15 protein-coding genes are annotated in these 18,840 nt (G+C 62.6%); 9 read left to right on the top strand and 6 right to left on the bottom strand.

Annotated features, from left to right (window positions below; all coding sequences use genetic code 11):
• The first annotated feature begins 194 nt into the window (after positions 1 to 194).
• The 4 genes from SYNCC9605_RS12650 to SYNCC9605_RS12635 all read left to right on the top strand — a co-directional run bounded on the left by SYNCC9605_RS12650 (position 195) and on the right by SYNCC9605_RS12635 (position 5,212).
• Complete coding sequence (locus tag SYNCC9605_RS12650; RefSeq protein WP_011365463.1) at positions 195 to 1,487, top strand: aminotransferase class I/II-fold pyridoxal phosphate-dependent enzyme; 1,293 nt, start codon at positions 195 to 197, stop codon at positions 1,485 to 1,487.
• 10 nt (positions 1,488 to 1,497) lie between these two features.
• Positions 1,498 to 1,887 carry a glycine cleavage system protein GcvH gene (gcvH, locus tag SYNCC9605_RS12645; protein ID WP_011365462.1) on the top strand — a complete coding sequence of 130 codons (390 nt, stop codon included), beginning with the start codon at positions 1,498 to 1,500 and terminating at the stop codon, positions 1,885 to 1,887.
• A gap of 70 nt (positions 1,888 to 1,957) precedes the next feature.
• On the top strand, positions 1,958 to 4,828 hold the full coding sequence (gcvP, locus tag SYNCC9605_RS12640; RefSeq protein ID WP_041435295.1) for an aminomethyl-transferring glycine dehydrogenase: 2,871 nt from the start codon (positions 1,958 to 1,960) through the stop codon (positions 4,826 to 4,828).
• Positions 4,829 to 4,957: 129 nt separating this feature from the next.
• Entirely contained in the window at positions 4,958 to 5,212 is a 255-nt protein-coding gene (locus SYNCC9605_RS12635; RefSeq protein WP_011365460.1) for a hypothetical protein, read from the top strand.
• A 2-nt stretch (positions 5,213 to 5,214) separates the two neighbouring features.
• Here SYNCC9605_RS12635 and SYNCC9605_RS12630 read toward each other — a convergent pair whose 3' ends face one another.
• From SYNCC9605_RS12630 to SYNCC9605_RS12610, 5 genes are all read right to left on the bottom strand, one after another.
• Positions 5,215 to 5,421, bottom strand: a complete 207-nt coding sequence (locus SYNCC9605_RS12630; RefSeq protein ID WP_011365459.1) for a hypothetical protein — start codon at positions 5,419 to 5,421, stop codon at positions 5,215 to 5,217.
• A gap of 89 nt (positions 5,422 to 5,510) precedes the next feature.
• A complete protein-coding gene (locus SYNCC9605_RS12625) occupies positions 5,511 to 6,266 on the bottom strand; it encodes a pirin family protein (RefSeq protein ID WP_011365458.1) in 756 nt (251 codons plus the stop codon).
• A gap of 7 nt (positions 6,267 to 6,273) precedes the next feature.
• Positions 6,274 to 6,789 carry an NADPH-dependent FMN reductase gene (locus tag SYNCC9605_RS12620; RefSeq protein WP_011365457.1) on the bottom strand — a complete coding sequence of 172 codons (516 nt, stop codon included), beginning with the start codon at positions 6,787 to 6,789 and terminating at the stop codon, positions 6,274 to 6,276.
• A 36-nt stretch (positions 6,790 to 6,825) separates the two neighbouring features.
• Complete coding sequence (locus tag SYNCC9605_RS15740) at positions 6,826 to 7,539, bottom strand: rubrerythrin family protein (RefSeq protein ID WP_011365456.1); 714 nt, start codon at positions 7,537 to 7,539, stop codon at positions 6,826 to 6,828.
• 93 nt (positions 7,540 to 7,632) lie between these two features.
• Positions 7,633 to 9,426 carry a diflavin flavoprotein gene (locus tag SYNCC9605_RS12610; protein ID WP_011365455.1) on the bottom strand — a complete coding sequence of 598 codons (1,794 nt, stop codon included), beginning with the start codon at positions 9,424 to 9,426 and terminating at the stop codon, positions 7,633 to 7,635.
• A gap of 56 nt (positions 9,427 to 9,482) precedes the next feature.
• On the opposite strand from SYNCC9605_RS12610, the gene SYNCC9605_RS12605 reads away from it, so the two are divergent.
• A complete protein-coding gene (locus SYNCC9605_RS12605) occupies positions 9,483 to 10,583 on the top strand; it encodes a hypothetical protein (protein ID WP_011365454.1) in 1,101 nt (366 codons plus the stop codon).
• Here the strand turns inward: SYNCC9605_RS12605 and SYNCC9605_RS12600 are convergent.
• Entirely contained in the window at positions 10,577 to 12,325 is a 1,749-nt protein-coding gene (locus tag SYNCC9605_RS12600) for a diflavin flavoprotein (protein ID WP_011365453.1), read from the bottom strand. The genes SYNCC9605_RS12605 and SYNCC9605_RS12600 overlap by 7 nt on opposite strands.
• An 82-nt stretch (positions 12,326 to 12,407) precedes the next feature.
• Between SYNCC9605_RS12600 and SYNCC9605_RS12595 the strand changes: the two genes are divergently transcribed.
• The 4 genes from SYNCC9605_RS12595 to SYNCC9605_RS12580 all read left to right on the top strand — a co-directional run bounded on the left by SYNCC9605_RS12595 (position 12,408) and on the right by SYNCC9605_RS12580 (position 18,764).
• Positions 12,408 to 13,703: an NRAMP family divalent metal transporter gene (locus SYNCC9605_RS12595; RefSeq protein ID WP_011365452.1), complete on the top strand. Its 1,296-nt coding sequence runs from the start codon at positions 12,408 to 12,410 to the stop codon at positions 13,701 to 13,703.
• A 131-nt stretch (positions 13,704 to 13,834) separates the two neighbouring features.
• The gene (locus tag SYNCC9605_RS12590) at positions 13,835 to 14,584 is read left to right on the top strand and encodes a peptidylprolyl isomerase (RefSeq protein ID WP_257929529.1); all 750 of its coding nucleotides are present in this window, start codon (positions 13,835 to 13,837) and stop codon (positions 14,582 to 14,584) included.
• Positions 14,581 to 17,511, top strand: coding sequence for a peptidase domain-containing ABC transporter (locus SYNCC9605_RS12585; RefSeq protein ID WP_011365450.1), 2,931 nt, complete (start codon positions 14,581 to 14,583; stop codon positions 17,509 to 17,511). Before SYNCC9605_RS12590 ends, SYNCC9605_RS12585 begins: the two co-directional genes overlap by 4 nt.
• The gene (locus tag SYNCC9605_RS12580; protein WP_011365449.1) at positions 17,511 to 18,764 is read left to right on the top strand and encodes an HlyD family secretion protein; all 1,254 of its coding nucleotides are present in this window, start codon (positions 17,511 to 17,513) and stop codon (positions 18,762 to 18,764) included. The genes SYNCC9605_RS12585 and SYNCC9605_RS12580 overlap by 1 nt, the downstream gene beginning before the upstream one ends.
• Positions 18,765 to 18,840: the final 76 nt, after the last annotated feature.

Here is an 18,840-nt window from a genome sequence, read left to right as displayed (position 1 = left end):
GCCCTCTGCCGAAGCTCGCGGGTGTCAGCTGTTTGCGATGAAACCAAGCGGATTCTCCTTGGATTGACAAAGCCGCTCAGACAGGAAAACCAGGGAGCGGATGGTGCCGTTAGTCACAGAAATCTAAAGGAGTTGCCGCATCACAGCGGCCTCCCGGGTTGTGAATTTTGGCGTTGGCCAGGGTTTAGGAAGGCATGGCATCCGTCAGGCAAGTGGTGATCAGTGCGTTTGCAGAGGACCTGATCAACGCGGTGGCGCGGGAGCAGGCCGACCTGGCTGCAGCAAGAACGGCGGCGGTGGAGCAACGCCTGCAGCGCGTGTTGGACGCCCTGGCGGCGGAGCGCGTTGGCACCCAGCACTTCGCGTCGCTCACCGGTTACGGCCACGGGGATCAGGGCCGCGAGGTGGTGGATCGGGTCTTTGCCCGGGTGCTGGGGGCTGAGGCTGCGGCGGTGCGCCTGCAATTCGTCAGCGGCACCCATGCCATCGCTGCCTCGCTGTTCGGGGTGTTGCGGCCCGGTGATCGTCTGCTCTCAATCACGGGTCGTCCCTACGACACCCTTGAGGAGGTGATCGGACTGCGCGGCAAGGGCCAGGGTTCCCTGGCGGAATTCGGGGTTGCCTACGACGAAATCGATCTGCAGCCGGATGGTGCGGTGGATGAGGCGGCCTTGAACCAGGCCCTGGAGCAGCCCTGCCGGATGGTGCTGATCCAGCGCAGCTGCGGCTACAGCTGGCGTCCCTCTGTCACGGTTGAGCAGATCGCCGGGCTGTGTGAGCGCATCCATGCCCGCCAGCCCGACTGCGTTGTCTTCGTCGACAACTGTTACGGCGAGTTGGTGCAGGAGCAGGAGCCGACGGCGGTTGGGGCGGATCTGATCGCTGGATCGTTGATCAAGAACCTCGGCGGCACCATCGCCCCCACCGGCGGTTACATCGCAGGACGGGCCGATCTGGTGGAGCAGGCCTGCTGCCGGCTCACGGCGCCGGGCATCGGCAGTGAGGGCGGCACGGGATTTGACCTGCAGCGCCTGGTGCTGCAGGGGCTTTTCCTGGCACCGCAGATGGTGTCAGAGGCCTTGATTGGCGCCGATCTGGTGGCAGGGGTGTTTGAGCGGCTGGGCTTCCCCGTCAATCCAGCGCCCGGGGCCGTGCGTAGCGATTTGATCCAGGCGGTTCGGCTGGGCAGTCCCGACGCCCTCAAGGTGGTGTGCCGTGCCTTCCAGGCAATGTCGCCGATCGGGGCCTACCTCGATCCGGTGCCGGCCTCGATGCCGGGTTATGCCTCGGATCTGGTGATGGCCGGGGGGACCTTCATCGACGGCTCCACCAGTGAATTTTCGGCCGATGCGCCGTTGCGGGAACCGTTCAACCTCTATGTGCAGGGCGGCACCCATCGGGCTCACATCCGCCTGGCCCTTTCCCGTGCGTTGTGTGACCTCAATGCGGCAGGACTGATCAATCTCCCGCAAACTGGGACCACCTGAAACTGCCTCGATGGCGTTCGCGTTCCCCGACTCTTTTCGCTTCGCCGACAGCCACGAGTACGCCAATGCCGATGGTGAGCTGGTGCGAGTGGGCATCAGTGCCTTCGCCGTTGATCAGCTGGGCGACATCGTGTTTGTGGATCTGCCGGATGTGGGCGCCAGCCTGGCGAAGGGCACCAGCTTTGGCTCGGTGGAGTCAGTGAAGGCTGTGGAAGACATGTATGCACCGATTGCTGGTGAGGTGGTGCAACGCAATGAAGCGGTGCTGGCCAGTCCGGAGGAGCTGCAGAACGACCCCCACGGTGAGGGCTGGCTGCTGGTGCTGCGTCCGTCGGACCCCGCCGAGCTCGACAGCCTGATGACCGCTGAGGCCTACGGCGCCAAGGTCAACGCCGGCTGAAATCAACGCTGGCTGTCATCAGCGCCGGGGCTTCGCTCTTACGATCGTTCGGCGGGCTGTGCATTCGACGTTGACTTCTCCTTTTGCGCAGCGGCATATCGGCCCGAGTGAGGCGGAACAGCTCCGCATGCTCAATGCCCTGGGCTACAGCGATCTGCAGGAGTTCATCGCTGATGTCGTGCCCGCCGACATCCTCGATTCCAAGCCGCCGGTTGAGGCCTTGCCCGAGGGGTGTGGGGAGGCAGAGGCCCTCCAGCAGCTGAAGCAGTTGAGCGAAACCAACACGCTGCGACGCTCCTTGATCGGGCTGGGTTATTACGGCACGGCAACCCCGGCCCTGATCCAGCGCCACGTTTTTGAGAATCCGGCCTGGTACACCGCCTACACCCCCTATCAGGCGGAAATCGCCCAGGGTCGTCTGGAGGCCCTGCTCAACTTTCAAACCCTGATCAGTGAGCTCACGGGCTTGCCGATCGCCAACGCGTCGCTGCTTGATGAAGCCACCGCCGCCGCGGAGGCGATGAGCCTCAGCTTCGGGGTGTGCCGTCGCCCCGAGGCGACACGGTTCCTGGTGGACGCCAATGTGCTGCCCCAGACCTGGGCGGTGCTGCAGACCCGCGCCGAACCCCTCGGCATCAGCCTCGAGTGCATCGACCCGGCCACAGCGCCGATCGATGCGTCAGTGTTCGGCGTTCTGCTGCAGCTGCCCGGCGCCGATGGATGCCTTTGGGATCCATCCGCCGTGATCCAAGCGGCCCATGCCGCCGGTGCCTTGGCCACCGTGGCCATTGACCCCTTGGCGCAGACCCTAATGGCGCCCGTGGGATCCCTCGGGGCCGACATTGCCGTGGGCAGCGCCCAACGCCTGGGGGTGCCGATGGGATTCGGTGGTCCTCACGCCGCCTTCTTCGCCACCGTTGAGGCCTACAAGCGCCAGATCCCCGGTCGTCTGGTGGGGCAGTCCAAGGATGCGGAGGGCCGTTCCGCCCTGCGCTTGGCGCTGCAAACCCGTGAGCAGCACATCCGTCGCGACAAGGCCACCAGCAACATCTGCACGGCCCAGGTGCTGCTGGCCGTGATGGCCTCCTTTTATGCGGTGCACCATGGCCCTGATGGTCTGCAGGCCATTGCTCAGCGCATTGTTGGCTTGCGCAGCCAGCTGGAGCAGGGCCTGCGGGCCCTGGGTTACCCGCTGCAGCTGGCCGACCGTTTCGACACCGTCACCGTTCACTGTGTGTTGGCACCGGCTGTGCACCGCGCTGCCGCAGTTGCTGGTTTCAATCTGCGGGTGCTGCCAGATGGTGCAGCGCCGGCGGACGCCACCGGATTCGGCATCAGCCTCGATGAGCTCTCGGATCAACAGGAGCTGCAAGCCCTGCTCGCCCTGCTGGCGGAGGCCTGCGGTCAGGTCCCCCCGCAGCTGGAGGCTGCGCAGCCCCCGTCCCTCTCCCTGCCGCAGCGCAGCCAGCCCTGGCTGAGCCAGTCGGTTTTCCATCAGTACCGCAGCGAATCGGAGCTGCTGCGCTATATCCAGCGGTTGGTGAGCCGTGATCTGTCGCTGGTGCACGGGATGATCCCGTTGGGCAGTTGCACCATGAAGCTCAACGCCGCCGCTGAGCTGCAGCCGGTGAGCTGGCCTGCGTTTGCGGCCTTGCATCCCTTTTCCCCAGCCGATCAGGCCCAGGGCTATCGCCGTCTGGCCGACGATCTGGAGCAATGGCTGGCTGCACTGACGGGCTTTGCTGCCGTGTCGTTACAGCCCAATGCCGGGTCCCAGGGGGAATACGCCGGGCTGCTGGTGATCCGCGCCTGGCACCACTCCCGCGGTGAAGCCCATCGCGACATCTGTCTGATCCCCACCAGCGCCCACGGCACCAACCCCGCCAGTGCCGTGATGGCCGGCCTCAAGGTGGTGGCCGTCGCCTGTGATGACGAGGGCAACATCGACCAGCAGGATCTTGCGGCGAAGGCGGCCGAGCACGCCGACCGGCTGGCGGCACTGATGGTCACCTACCCCTCCACCCACGGCGTGTTTGAAACCGGCATCCGTGAGATCTGCGCGGTGGTGCATCGGCATGGGGGCCAGGTGTACCTCGACGGGGCCAACCTCAATGCCCAGGTGGGGCTGTGCCGTCCTGGTGCTTTCGGTGCCGATGTCTGCCACCTCAACCTGCACAAGACATTTTGCATCCCCCATGGGGGCGGTGGCCCAGGCGTGGGGCCTATTGGTGTGGCGGCGCATCTGGAGCCCTTCCTGCCGGGGCACCCCTTGCAGGCCGGCGCTGCATCGGCCATCGGTCCGGTGTCCGCAGCTGCGCTCGGTAGCGCCAGCATCCTGCCGATTAGCTGGATGTACCTGCGGATGATGGGGGCGGAGGCCCTGCGGCAGGCCAGTGCCTTGGCGCTGTTGTCGGCTAATTACCTCGCCCATCGGCTCGATGCCTCGTACCCCGTGCTGTTTCGCGGCAGCACCGGCCGGGTGGCCCATGAATGCATCCTCGACCTCCGCCCGCTCAAGCGGGATGCGGGGATCGATGTGGATGACATCGCCAAGCGTTTGATGGACTACGGCTTCCATGCGCCCACCGTCAGCTGGCCGGTGGCCGGCACGGTGATGGTGGAGCCCACCGAAAGCGAAAGCCTGGCGGAGTTGGATCGTTTCGCCGATGCCCTGGTGGCGATCCGCGAGGAGATTCGCGCCATTGAAGCCGGCACCAGCGACCCTCAGAACAACCCGCTCAAGCGGGCTCCCCACACCCTCGCTGCCGTCACAGCGGATACCTGGGATCGTCCCTACAGCCGTCAGCAGGCCGCCTTCCCGATGGAGGAGCAGCAGGAGAGCAAGATCTGGCCCGCTGTGGCACGGATTGACAACGCCTTTGGTGACCGCAACCTGGTGTGCACCTGTCCGTCTGTGGAATCGGTGGCTGTGGCGGTTTGAAGCCCTGGTGCAAGGGGTTCAGAGCGTGTAAATTTTCACTGAAATTGGAAAAATTGGTTCGATTCCGTTCATCGCCCTTGCGTGTTCGGTCAAACTGTTCGACAACTGATTCGTCTGTCGGGGGACACCATGGATCGGGACAACAACAAGAAATCTGCGCTCAGCAGCGTTGAAGGGCCTGCCCTTCCTCAACTTCCTGAGGGTCTGGAATCGGCCTTTAATCGCGGCCACACCTTGTCAATTGAAGGAACCAATGTGATTCGGGTTCCCTTTGGCACGCGCCGTTCCCGTCGCAGCCGCCCCGAGCGGCCCGATCACTGGGCCACCCTGGTGATTCCTTTTCAACCGGTGGGCGATCCCACCCCTCCGCCGGCAGCGGCCTGAGTTCAGGCCACGCCGATCTCCGATTCTTCCTGAGCCAGACGCCAGTCCAGCAGGGCTTTGACGTCGGCCAGTGAGCAGGTTGGTGTGCGGAAGGGCAGCAATCGCATCGGGCTGCGTTCCGGCCTCACCAGCCAGCTCCGGTTGGTTTGTGGCATCAAAAGAAAGCCGCGGTACCGAACCGAGGCCTCCTGACCGTTCATGAATCCCATCGCTCTAGGGATTGTTTGGAAGTAACCCAGTCATTTCAGGGCACAAGATCTGGTGTCGCGCACTTGCACCAGATTTTTTCCGGATTGCTTCACGCCAGGGCAAACAGCAGCACGTCGGCGCGTTCACTGAGGCCGATCAGCTCACCTTGGGTGGCTGCGTCCTGGATCAGGCCCAGCCCATCGCCCCGCCGCAGCGACTGCTTGGGGGAGCCCTCACTGTTGAGCGTCAGCTCCCCATCAATCACCTGAATCCAGAGCAACTGCTCTTCGGCGGGGGGCAAGGGCAACTGCTGTTGGTGTAGCGGCTGAGCACGCCAGAGCCGCACACGACGTTCAATGGCCATCGCCTCGCCGGATGCGCCGGGCTCAATCAGGGGCGTCCAGCCCTCGCCGATCGCGAAGGGTTTCTGCTGGTAGGCAGGCTGGATGTCCAGCTGTGCTGGCTCAATCCAGATCTGCAGCAGCCTGCAGGGCTCGCCGGTCTGGTTGATCTCGCTGTGCACGATGCCGCTGCCGGCACTCATCCGCTGCACTTCGCCGGCGTGCAGCACCGCGCTGTTGCCCATCGAGTCGGCATGGGTCAGGGCCCCATCCACCATCACCGTGATGATTTCCATGTCGCGGTGGGGGTGCATGCCGAACCCCTGGCCTGCAGCAATGGTGTCGTCGTTGATCACCTGCAAGGGGCCGAAGCCCATCCAGTTCGGATCCTGATGGCTGCCGAAGCTGAAGCTGTGCCAGGAATCGAGCCAGTCCAGCTGGCTGCGAAAGCGCTGGTCTGCGGGTCGCAGGATCACGGTTGACGTGGTGTCGTGTTGACGTGGTGGCGGGGCCGTCCGGGACATGGGGCGCTCAGAGTTGGAGGGGTTGCATCTGCAGAAGCCGCTGCACCAGGTCGTTGATGCTGTCGTCCTGGGCTGGCTTGGCGTGGTTGCTCAGCAGCTGACGCCCCACTACCTGGGCCCCGAGGTGGGTGAGCTGGATGCGCAGCGACAAGAGTAGTTCCATGCCACCGCCGCCGGAGAAGGTCGCCATGGCGATCGGCCGTCCGTTGAACAGGGATCGGAAGTCGTCGTCGGTCACCGAGAGCCAGGCAATGGCGTTGGTGAGCGACGGCGGAATCGAGCCGTTGTACTCCGGCGCGCAGATCACCCAGCGCGGTATTTGGTGCAGTTGGTCGTGCAGGGCCACCAGGTCAGGACCCGCCCCTGCTGCCTGGACCCGCGGCGTGAACAGGGGCAGGTTGAGCTGCGTGAGATCGATCAGCTCGGCGCTGGCGTTCTGAGCTGCTGCGGCCTGCACGAAGCGTTCCGCCAACTTCAGGTTCTCGCCATTGCTCGCCGTCAGAACGATGAGATCAGAGGGCATGGAGACGAAGGCTCTTGATTGAATCGTGCAAGGGCGTCAGGCCGCCTTCAACTCGGCTTCGCGGTAGGGAACGAAGCTGGCTTTGCGGGCGCCGCAGATCGGGCAGTGCCAATCGTCGGGAATCGCTTCAAACGGGGTCCCTGCGGCGATGCCGGAATCCGGATCCCCCTCGGCCGGGTCGTAGATCATCGAGCACTCCTTGCAGATCCACTTGCCCGGGATCGGTTGATCGGCCTGGCCTGCACTGCCTTTGCCTTGCAGGGCCTTGAGGGCAACGCCATAGGTTTCGGCGTGATGCTGCTCGATCGGGGTCAACAGGCCGAAGTTCTTGGCGGCGGTGCGGAACAAGCCGGCATGCTCCTTCGACTCGCTGCTTTGCTCGGCGAATTCAGCTTCGGCTCCGCTGTCCCGGTCCTGCCGGGCCTGGGCGGCGAACTCCGGATACATCGTTGTGTACTCGTAGGTTTCGCCTTCAATCGCCAGCTCCAGGCAGCGGCTCAGGATGGCCTGCTTCTCCTCGTCGCTGAGCTGCTCGGGATCTCTCACCACCAGCTCAGGGTGCAGCAGGCGGAAGTGGGCAAAGGCGTGTTCCGTTTCCTGCGCTGCGGTGTCCCGAAACAGCTTGGCCAGGTCTTTGTGGCCCAGTTGTTTGGCCACCTCTGAGAAGAACAGGTATTTGCGGTTGGCCATGCTCTCGCCGCCGCAAGCAGCCTCGAGGTTGGCGTGGGTGGAGGGCTTGGAGACGTCCATTGATGGCACCAGGGATCGTCCCTCCAGCCTACCCCTAACTCATAGTCACTATGAGTTAGTCGAGGGTTCGGGTTGCCGGCTCCGGCTTTCACCTCAGTAGTTGGCTCCGCTGCGGCGTTGGTGCACCGCGGTGCTGCCCTCCGCATCCAGCACCCCGCCGTGATCCACTTCGGCGTAGATCAGCCAGTGGTCGCCGCATTCCATCCGCTGGCTCACCTTGCCGTCCAGCCAGGCCAGGGCATCCGGCAGCAACGGCTGCTCGGCGGGGCTGGTGTCCAGCTCAAGGCCTGCAAAGCGATCGGCACCGGGTTCGAACGGTTGCAGGAACTGCTTCATCAAGGCGGTTTCGCGCCCTTCGGCCAGCACGTTCAAGGCGAAGCGATCGCCCTTGTGCAGCAGTGCTTCCACAGCACGGTCCTTGGCCACGGCCACGGTGATGCCGGGGGGATTGAAGCTGGCCTGACTCACCCAGCTGGCCACCATGGCGCCGCTCAGATCGGCTTTGCGGGTGGTGAGCACACAGAGGGAGCCGATCACACGGCCCAACGCCAGCACCGCTGGATCGCTGCGGCTTTCGCTCAAGCCCCCTGCACTGCGCCGTTGCGCCCGTTTCTGACTCTGCAGCAGCTGGCGGGCGAAACGGGTGCCGGTTTCCTCCAGCTCCTTCACCCGGGCAGCATCCGGACTGAACTTCACCCGGATCGGCTCGAAGCCAAAGCTGAAGCCGCCATCCCGCAGCTTCGTTTCCAGCAGATCCACCGCCTCGCCGCTCCAGCCGAAGCTGCCGAACACTCCCACGGGCTTGCTGCGATCCCCCTCCGCCAACAGGGTTCCCAGGGCTGAGACGATCGGTGTAGGGGCATGGCCCCCCAGGGTTGGTGAGCCGATCAACACGGCATCGGCCTGCTGGACCGTGCTCACCAGTTCATCGGCGGGGGTGAATTCGCAGTTCAAGCTGCTCACCCGGATGCCGGTGCGGCTGACCCCGCGGGCCAGAGCGTCGGCAATGGCTGCGGTGTTGCCGTAGGCGCTGGCGAACAGCAGGGCCACCGTCAGGCTGGCGGTTTGCTGGCCTTCGCCCCAGCGGCGGTAATCATTCAGCAGGCTGCGCCAACTGGCTTCAATCGCCGGACCATGGCCCGGTGCGATGGTGCGGATGTCGAGTTCTTCGAGCCGTTCCACCAGGGCATCCACCTGACGGGCCATGGGGGCCATCAGGCAGTCATAGAAGTGACGGCGCTCTTCTTCGGTGCTGCTGCGGTTGCGTTCGGCCCAGCTGTCCGTGCAGAGGTGGGCACTGAAGAACTTGTCGCTCATCAGCAGGCCCAGGCTTTCCTCGAACGCCAGCAATCCGCCCGGCCAGCGGGGGGTTGGGGCTGGCAGCAGCATCAAGCTGCGCTGATGGCTGAGGGGAAGTGGTTGCTCGTGGCGGATGACCCGCAGCGGCGGCAGGTCTGGCAGTGGTGGTTGCTCGCTCGTCTCACCGGGAGGGGCCGGCTTGCGTTGGCTCCACAGCTCCTCGATCAACTTGGCGCCCGGGTTGGAGACGATCAGTTCCAGACCGGCATAGGTCTCCGCCAGTTCCCTCAGCAGGGCAACGCGGTTGGGGTTGACGTGGCCCACCACCACCAGCAGCGCGTCGCAGCTGGGCAGGGCGTCGGCAAGCACCGGCAGGAAGGCCGCGCTGTAGGCCATGCCGGGAGGGTGGACCAGCACGGCCGGGGCGCCATCACCGGCTTCAAACAGCACGCTGTTGGCAGTGCTGCCCCGCTCCAGGGCATATTCCAGTTCGAAGCGGTGCCGCTGGGGGCTCAGACCGCGCAGACCAATGACCCCATCGTCGATCGGCAGCTGGATCGTGCGACGCGTGGTTGCGGTGCTGGTCACGCTAATCTTCGAAGCCAGTTGAATGTAGGCGTGTTGTTGATGGGAGCAGCAGGTCGGTGGCGCAGAGCGTTGTTGTTCTCTCCTCCCAGCTGATCACCACCCTCTCGGCTCTGGCCTATCTGCGCTGGAGAGGTCTCCGGGGCACCCGACTGGAGCTCGTCTCGCTTTATCGCGATGACCTCAGCCACTCGGCCAAGGCCTTCCAGCCGTTGCTGCAGGCTCTTGCGGCCCAGGATGGACATCACTGCTGGTTCATCACGGGCGACAGCGTCTTGATCGGGCCGGAGCCAAGGGCCTGCAGCTTGTTGGTGCTACCGCGTTTGGACGATCGCGAAGGTCAGCAGATGCTGCGCACTTATCAGGCGTCAGAGGTGGTGGAGCTGGGGGAATCGATTGGGGTTGAGACACGCTTGTATTCAGAGCATTCCCAGCAAACCCGGATCCAGTCGCTCGCGTTGGTGCGTCGTTCACAAGCGATGGCTTCGGTCCGTTTGGATCCGCTGGTGCCGTTGGATCGTCCGGTGGAGCCGTTGCGGCTCCAGGAGATGCTCAACATCTGCGCCAGTTTTCGGCGCGCTTTCGTTGCTGCTGATGCGTCCCGCGGATCGCAGCCAACGGCTGTGCTGCTCTGTTTGCCCTATTTGAGAGTGCCCAAATGGCGCGTCCGCTTGCGGCTTTTGGGTCGATCGTTTGGCTGGCGCTGGACGCTAGGGATCGAGAACCGGGCCTATTTCAGGAGCGCCGTCTGTGCTGCATTACAACCGTTGCCGGCCGATGTGCCGTTGCGGGTGCAAGCCCACCCCAAGAACGAAACACACCACGCCTTGATCGAACGGTTGTTGGCTTCGCTGCGGCCTGGGAGATCCTGGGAGCTGCTCCCCGCCGATGAACCTCTGGAGGTGCGGTTGTTGCGTGGATGGTCTGATGCAGGGAGTGAACCTTGGCCTGTGCTGGGTTTCGGTACCAACCTTTTGGCAGCAGCGGTGTTTCTCGCGCCCCATCACCGAAGGGTTGGCCACTGCCAGCCGGCGGATCAGAGTTGGTGGCGGCGTTGCTCAGATCCGTGGCTCAACCGCCGTGAATGGCGGAGGAGTCAGCACGTGCGCGCCGTGCTGAGCAACCTGCTGGATGCTCTGGATCAGCTGCGGGCTCAGTAGTGGTTGCCCACCTTTCGGTGATGCACCGCAGTGCTGGCCTCGGCATCGGCCACGTTGCCCTGCTCCACCACGGCATAGATGATCCAGTGGTCGGGGCCCTCCATCCGTTGCTCCACCCGGCAGCCCAGAAATGCCAACGCATCGGCGAGCACCGGCCCGCCATCGGCGGTTCCCTCCAGAACGTTCACACCAGCAAAACGATCGGCACCGGGAGGGAAGCGCTTGAGGAAATGGCGCATCAGTTGCTGATGGTTGTCTTGCCGTAGGACGTTCAGCACGAAGCGGTCTCCCACCTGCATCAAGGCTTCGATCGCGCGGTCTTTGGCGACCGCGATGGTGAGGCCCGGTGGGGTGAAGCTGGCCTGGTTCACCCAGCTGGCCACCATGGCGCTGCGGCGCTTCGACTCGCCCTCCCCCTGGCTGGCGGTCACCACGTAGAGGCCTCCGCTGATGCGACCCAGGGCTTTGTCGAGGTCGCCATCGAGGCTTTTCATCGCCGCGATCGTCTTCTCCTTGGTCAGCAGTTGGCCCAGGTCAGTGCCGGACTCCTCGCAGCGTTGGTAATCGCTGCCCTGGGGCAGCTGTTTGATGCGCAGCGGACTGAAGGCTTGCTTCTGTCCCTGGCTGCGCAGTTGGTCGGCGACGGCGTCGATTGGTTCGTCATTGCCACCGAAAGCGTCGTACACCCCCACCAGTTGCTTGGGATGCAGTGCCGCCAGCAGGGTTCCGATGGAGGCCTTCAGATTCGGCTCAGGTTCCGCAGGCCAGGTCGGCACCACAACAGCCTTGGCATCGCCGATCAGGGCGGTGAGTTCCTGGGGGTCGGTGGCCCTTAGGTCCAGCAACTGCACCTGGGCATCCGCCTTGCCGATGCCATGGGCAATGGCCTGGCTAATCCGATCGGAGAAGCCGTACTGGCTCAGATAGCAAACTGCGGCATAGCTTTCGCCCTTGCTGCGCTGGCCGCTCCACTCGCGGTAGTCGCTGATCCAGTGGCTGAGGTGATGCCGCAACAGCGGCCCGTGTCCCACGGCGATGGTGTTGATCTCCGGCAGGCCATCCATGCGCTTGAGGGCCTGCAGCACGCTGCGGGCGTTGGGGCCCATCAGGCAGTCGTAATAGAAGCGGAAATCAGGGGCGATGGCGCCGGGATCGGCGTCGAAGACGTCGTCAGAGCAGTAGTGCAGGCCAAAGGCATCGCAGGTGTAGAGGATGCCGCTGCCGTGATCGAAGGAAAAGATCGTGTCCGGCCAGTGCAGGTTCGGAGCACTGAGGAATTCGAAGCGGTGCTGGATGCCGCTCTCGGGATTGGTGCCGAGATCCAATTCCTCGCCGGACTTCACCGCACGTGATTTGAACGGCCTGTGCACCTGGTCCTTGAGGAACTGCAGTGCCACCTTCGAGCCCACGATTTCGATCTCGGGATTGAGATCGATCAGGTCACCGATCAAGCCGGAGTGGTCGGGCTCGGTGTGGCTCACGATCAACACATCGATCGCGGTTGGATTGATCTGCTCCTTGAGCAGGGGGATCCAGGTGTCGCGGAACTTGGCGTGGCTGGTGTCGATCAGGGCGGTGCGTTCTCCCCGAACCAGGAAGGCGTTGTAGGTGGTGCCGTTGCGCAGGCCGAATTCGATGTCGAAGCGGCTGCGGTCCCAGTCGAGGGAGCGAATCGTGTGGGTGTCGGCGCCGATGGCCTCGCACTGCAGCGACAGCTTCGGGGCAGCGGGAGCAACGACCATGAAACCGACCGTGACGGAAGTTGACTCTACGGAGATTCCGCGGGCCGAGGCGGCGGAGACTGGTATCAACTGCAACCTTGTGATGGCGTCATCGACGCTGCGACGCAGCATTGGACCAGGGATCCTCTTGGCCGGTGCCTGCATCGGTGGATCCCACTTGATGTCGTCCACTACGGCTGGAGCTCGATTCGGCTTTGCACTGGTGGGTCTGATCCTGCTCACCAACCTGATCAAGTACCCGTTCCTGCGCGTGGGCACCCGCTTCACAGCAGCCACCGGACTGTCGCTGCTGGAGGGTTTCCAGAAACGCAATCCCCTCTACCTGCCGCTGTATCTGGTGGTGAGCCTGGTGACGGGCACCTTCACCATCTCGGCGGTGAGTTTTGTGGCGGGACTGCTGCTCACCAACGTTCCCTTGCTGGCGGGACTGGACCCCTACGGACTGTCCATCGCCGTGCTGGTGGTGAGTGGCCTGGTGCTGTTGCTGGGGCACTACCGGGCGCTCGACCGTCTCTCCAAGCTGTTGGTGGTGCTGCTCACCCTGCTCACGGGGATCGCGGCCGCATCGCTGCTGATCCGAGGCCCTGTCGGGGATGTGGCGGCGACCTGGATCAGCACCGATCCCAGCCCCTGGAACTTGGCCAACCTGGCCTTCCTGATTCCTCTGATGGGCTGGATGCCCGGACCGGTGGAGATGTGCGTGTGGCCCTCGTTGTGGATGTTCTCCCGTGCGCGCGACACCGAGCACACCGCATCGCCGAAGGAAGCCGAGTTTGATTTCAACCTCGGCTACGGCGTCACTGTTGTGACCGCGATGTTTTTCGTGATCCTGGGTGCTTTCACGATGTACGGCAGTGGTGACGGAATGCTGGCCGGCAGTGGCGTGTCCTTCGCCCAGAAGCTGATCAAGCTCTACACCGCCGCCATGGGCGGTTGGGCGGCCTGGGTGATCATCCCGGCGGCTTTCTCCGCGATGTTCAGCACCACCCTCACCTGCCTGGATGCCTACCCCCGCAGCATTGCGGCGATCCAGGGCTTGATGCGCCGTCATGACACGGGTGATTCGGCTCCGGGGCCGATGCAGCGTCGCTTCGACATCTGGGTGATCGTGCATTTCCTGGCTGCTGTGCTGGCGCTGGTGGTGGCCAAGAGCGGCGGGATCGGTGTGAAGGATTTCGTCTTTGGGGAGATGACCGGCAGCTTTCTCACCGCTCCTTTGTTCGCCTGGATGGCGATGGACACGATCAACAGCTCCTTGGTCCCGGTGGAGCATCGTTACGGGCGGCTCACCCATGCCTTCTGCTGGTTCGGCCTGGTGTTTCTCAGTGGTTTCAGCCTGCTGTTCATCGGTCGCTTCTTTCTGGGCCTTGGTGGCTGACTCCCAGCCCTCGGCTTCAACAAAAAACACCTGCCATCGGAAGGGGTTGGTCTTCCTAGAAATTCAACCTAGTTTCTGCCCATTGCACGTGACTTGTGAACAGGGGAGCAGTTGTTCCTGAGCTGCAGCGAATGATCGGCGTTCAGGGTCAGGCCCTGCTCGCTCGCTTCAGTCTGCTCAAGCCCTTGGTCGAGCAGATGGTGATCAGTGAGGCGATCGCCCAGGTCGAGGTCTCTCAAGAGCAGTTGGAGCAGGCTCGGCACGGCTTGCTCCATCAGCGTGGGTTTGATGGCATGGCCCAGTGGTCTGAGCTGCTGGAGACCCTGGGACGCAGCGAGGAGGAGGTTCTAGAGCGCCTTCGCCACAGCATCCGCCGTCGCAGCTTGATGAGGAAACGTTTCGCGGCCAAGGCGGAGGCCCGTTTTCTTGAACGCAAGAACGAACTGGATCAGGTCGTTTACAGCCTGCTTCGCCTCAAGAACAGCTTTCTGGCGCGAGAGCTCTATTTGCAGATCGAATCCGGTGAATCCAACTTCGCTGACCTGGCCAAGCGCTACGCCGAGGGGCCGGAGCGCAACACCAACGGCATCGTGGGTCCCGTGTCTCTGACCCAGGCGCATCCGGTTTTGGTGGAGAAGCTTCGGGTGGCTCAACCCGGGGTTCTGCTGGAACCCTTTCGGATTTCGGATTGGTGGCTGGTTGTGCGATTGGAGCGTTATTCGCCTGCCACGTTCACCGATGAGGTCTCCGACCAGATGTGCCAAGAGATGTTCGACCTCTGGGTTGATGAGGAAACTGCCGCCAGTTTGAACCAGCTGGCTCCCGAAACGTCGGCGCCGGAAGCCACCAGCGCCTTCACTGACTTCAGCGTCTCGCGATGACCCAGACACCGTCTTTTCCTTTGTTGGAGCATCCGGCGTTCTGTGGCGTCTCCGACGCCTCGGTCTCCAGGTTGGAGCGTGAATGCAACGTGTTGCGTTTTGATCTCGGGGGTCAGTTGTCTGATCCCAATGAGATCCCTGCTCGGATCCTGGTCATCCTCCAAGGCCAGGCCAGGCTGGTCGGACGTCACAACGGCCGACTCACCACGGTGGGCAAGTTCGGCCCGGGCAGTGTGATCGGAGCGGCCAGCCTTCTCGCATGTTCCCCCTGCGAGAACGTGATTGCCGCTGAGGAAGTGATTGCCTGCGGCATCTCTGATGAGCTGTGGCGTGAGCTCTACGCCACGGAAGCCTCATTCCGTCACTGGTGTGATCAACAACTCTGGCCCCAGGAGCTGCTCAAGCTGCTGGAAGCTCTGGAGCAGAACACCCCGGAAGTCGAGAGTTCTGCCCTCGAAAAGCTCGAGGATGCTTTGCAAACCGCAGAGCGTTGTTCTCCTGACCCCGCGGCGGTGGATGCGGCTCTGGCGGCTGGGAAGCTCCTCTTCGTCACAAGTGCCTGGGGTGAGCTGACGTTCGGTCAGCCCATCCGTTCATCCGTGGATCTGCCGGTTTGTGAGCCGTTTTCGCTGCGGTTGGTGGCTCTGCCGGCCTCTGGGGTTTCCGATAAAGCCCAAGAAACGATGGACGACAGCTCTGGCTCACGCGTCTCAGCTTCGTCCATCCAGGACGCAGAGGTGCTGCCCCCCGTCAGCAGCTTCAGTCCTGAGCGCAATGTTGTCGATAGCCTGCGTTTGATTCGGGCCGATGGTTCGCTTCAGGAAACCCTGGCCTGTTTCCAGATGCTGGCGCAGCTGATGAAGCTGCCGTTCCGCCGTGATGCGATCGAGAAAGTCCTGCAGGACAACCTCCGCCGCGGTCTTGCCCCCAATCTCCAGCTCTGTGGTCAGCTGGCGGCAAGCCTTGGACTGCATGTGATGGCGTCACGGGTGCCGGCTCGTGCCGGCACCCGGCTGCAGGTGCCGTCAATGCTGCCCTGGCATGGGGGATTCGCGCTGGCGATTGCCAGCAATGAGCGGGGGCTCAAGCTGGCCTCGCCCAACCAGGGCATTGTGACCTTGGCGCCGGATGATCTGGCCGAGCAGTTCCCTGAGGGGATCGAACTGCTGTTGATGGAACGATCCAACAGCAGCCCCGACCAGACATTTGGCCCCGGTTGGTTCTGGCCCGCCCTGAAGCGCTACCGCGTCGTGCTGATTCAGGTGTTGGCCGCCAGTTTTGTGGTCCAGCTGTTCACACTGGCCAACCCGTTGTTGATCCAGGTGATCATTGACAAGGTGATCAGCCAGCGCAGCCTCGACACCTTGCAGGTGCTGGGCATTGCCCTTGTGGTCGTCACGATCTTGGAAGGGGTGCTCGGCAGCCTCAAGACCTTTCTGTTTGCTGAAACCACCAACCGGATCGATCAGCGCCTCGGGGCTGAGGTGATCGATCACCTGTTGCGTCTGCCCCTGGGCTATTTCGACCGTCGCCCTGTGGGTGAACTCGGGACACGGGTGGCCGAACTGGAGAAGATCCGCAACTTCCTCACCGGTCAGGCCCTCACCACCATCCTCGATGCCGCCTTTTCCGTGATCTACATCGCGGTGATGCTGATCTACAGCTGGCTTCTCACCTTGATCGCCCTTTCGGTTCTGCCGATCCAGATAGGTTTGACCATGCTGGGGGCCCCCCTCTTCCGCCGTCAGTTTCGTGCTGCCGCAGAAGAAAACGCCAAGACCCAGAGCCATCTGGTGGAGGTGCTCACCGGCATTCAGACGGTGAAGGCCCAGAACGTGGAGATGGTCAGCCGCTGGCGCTGGCAGGGGTTTTATTCGCAGTACATCGCTCGCACCTTCGAGAAAACGATCACCGGCACAGCCCTGAATCAGACCAGCCAGGTGCTGCAGAAGATTTCTCAGCTGATGGTGCTCTGGATCGGTGCCTCCATGGTGCTGAATGGCGATCTAACCCTTGGCCAGCTGATCGCATTCCGGATCATCTCTGGGTACGTCACCCAGCCCTTGCTCCGTCTGTCCACGATCTGGCAGAACATCCAGGAACTGCGCGTCAGCTTTGAGCGGCTGGCGGATGTGATTGATACTCCGGAGGAATCCGATGAAGTTGATAAATCGAAGGTGATGCTGCCGCCGCTCCACGGAGATGTGCGGTTTGAAAAGCTCTCGTTCCGATTTCGTCCCGGGCAGCCCCAGGTGCTCAAGGAGGTGAATCTTGAGATCCCTGCTGGCACCTTTGTGGGCATTGTCGGCCAGAGCGGCAGTGGCAAGAGCACGTTGATGAAACTGCTGCCTCGGCTTTATGCGCCAGAGGAAGGCCGGATCTTGATTGACGACTACGACATTGGAAAGGTCGAGCTGTATTCCCTGCGTCGTCAGATCGGCATCGTCCCCCAGGACCCTCTGTTGTTCAGCGGAAGTGTGAGCGACAACATTGCGCTCACCAACCCGGAAGCCTCCAGTGAGGAGATAGTGCGGGCCGCACGTCTCGCCAATGCCCACGACTTCATCATGGATCTGCCCAGTGGCTACAGCACCCCTGTGGGTGAACGGGGTGCAGCACTCAGTGGGGGCCAGCGGCAGCGGGTTGCGATCGCCCGCACCTTGCTCAGCAACCCGAAGCTACTGGTGATGGACGAGGCCACAAGCGCCCTCGACTACGAGACCGAACGGAAGGTTTTCGACAACCTTCTCAGCAGCCTCAACGACCGCACCGTCTTTTTCATCACCCATCGTCTTTCGACTATTCGCCAGGCCGACATGATCGTGATGCTTCACCAGGGAGCTGTTGTTGAGATCGGCACCCACGACGACTTAATCAGCCAGCGCGGTCGCTACTACGCCCTTTACCGCCAGCAAGAGAGTTCCTGATGAAGTTGAATCCTCAAAAGGTGACGGCCCTCGTTAAGCAGGGCTCCAGCAACCTTGTCACCACATCACGTGACCTCCTGCGCCGCTTCGATCCTGGGGCTCCGCAAGACGCAACTGATCTCACGACCTACGACGAGTCGATCCTCCAGCAGGGTCGTTTCTGGATGCGCACCGTCACCTGGGCCCTGATCGGGAGCACTGTGTTCGGGGTGGCCTGGCTGGCCCTTGCACGCACCGAAGAAATTGTTGTTGCCCCTGGACAGTTGGAACCAATTGGTTCCGTTCAGGACATCCAGATGCCTGTGGGTGGTGTGGCCGATCAGATCCTTGTGCAGGAAGGTGATCGGGTGGAGGCTGGCCAGGTGCTGATGAAGCTGGACACCGAAGCCAGCGAGGAACAGCGCAACAGCCTGGAGAAGACGATCAAGCTCAAGCAAGAGCAATTGACGCTGAAGGAGGAGGAAAAACGCAACACCATGCAGATGAATCAGGAAGAAGTGGTGATGCTGGAGAACAATCTCGCGCTTCAGGCTGAAATTCTTGAGCGCTACGAACAGTTGAATGCCGCTGGCGCTTTTTCGGAGGTGCAGTACCTCCAACAGCAAAATATCGTTGCTGAAACCCGCGGCAAACTGTTGCAGAGCAAGGCAGAACGGCTGCGTCAGATTGCTCTGCTCGACCAACAGACGGCCCAGTTGAAGTCGGAGCTTGCCGATCTCAATGGGCGCTTGGTGGAGAGCAGGGTCACCCTGCGTTACCAGCAGCTGAGGTCGCCTGTTGATGGTGTGGTCTTTGATCTCAAGCCCACCTCACGTGGCTTTACGGCCCAATCCACCCAGACGGTGATGAAGGTGGTGCCGATGGGTTCGCTCGAAGCGAAGGTGGAGGTGCCGAGCAACAAGATCGGTTTCGTCCAGGTGCCGCAGGGTTGCCCTGACGATCGTGATGCCTGCATGTCCGCAGACATCAGCATCGACTCCTTCCCCGCCAGTGATTTCGGAGTTCTCAAGGGCAAAGTGATCCGCATTGGCTCCGATGCACTGGAGCCTGATCCTCAGGAGCAGCGTCAAGAACTCAGTTTCCCTGTCACGATTCAGCTGGATGATCAACAGCTCAAGCTCAAGACCGGATCGTCTCTACCCCTGCAGGTGGGCATGAGCCTGACAGCGAATATCAAGCTGCGCAAGGTGTCCTATCTGCAGCTTTTGCTAGGAGAATTTCAGGACAAAGCGGAATCGCTGCAGCATCTCTAAGTCGGTCAAGCCACGCTCCAAACTTGTCATTTTTCGCCTGATGACATAAGTACGAACATTGGCTGATTGGTTCAAG

The sequence above is a fragment of the Synechococcus sp. CC9605 genome (assembly GCF_000012625.1).
Classification (GTDB): Bacteria; Cyanobacteriota; Cyanobacteriia; order PCC-6307; family Cyanobiaceae; genus Parasynechococcus.
The sequence above is the reverse complement of the archived record's forward strand: the minus strand, read 5'-3'. Positions and strand labels throughout refer to the sequence as shown.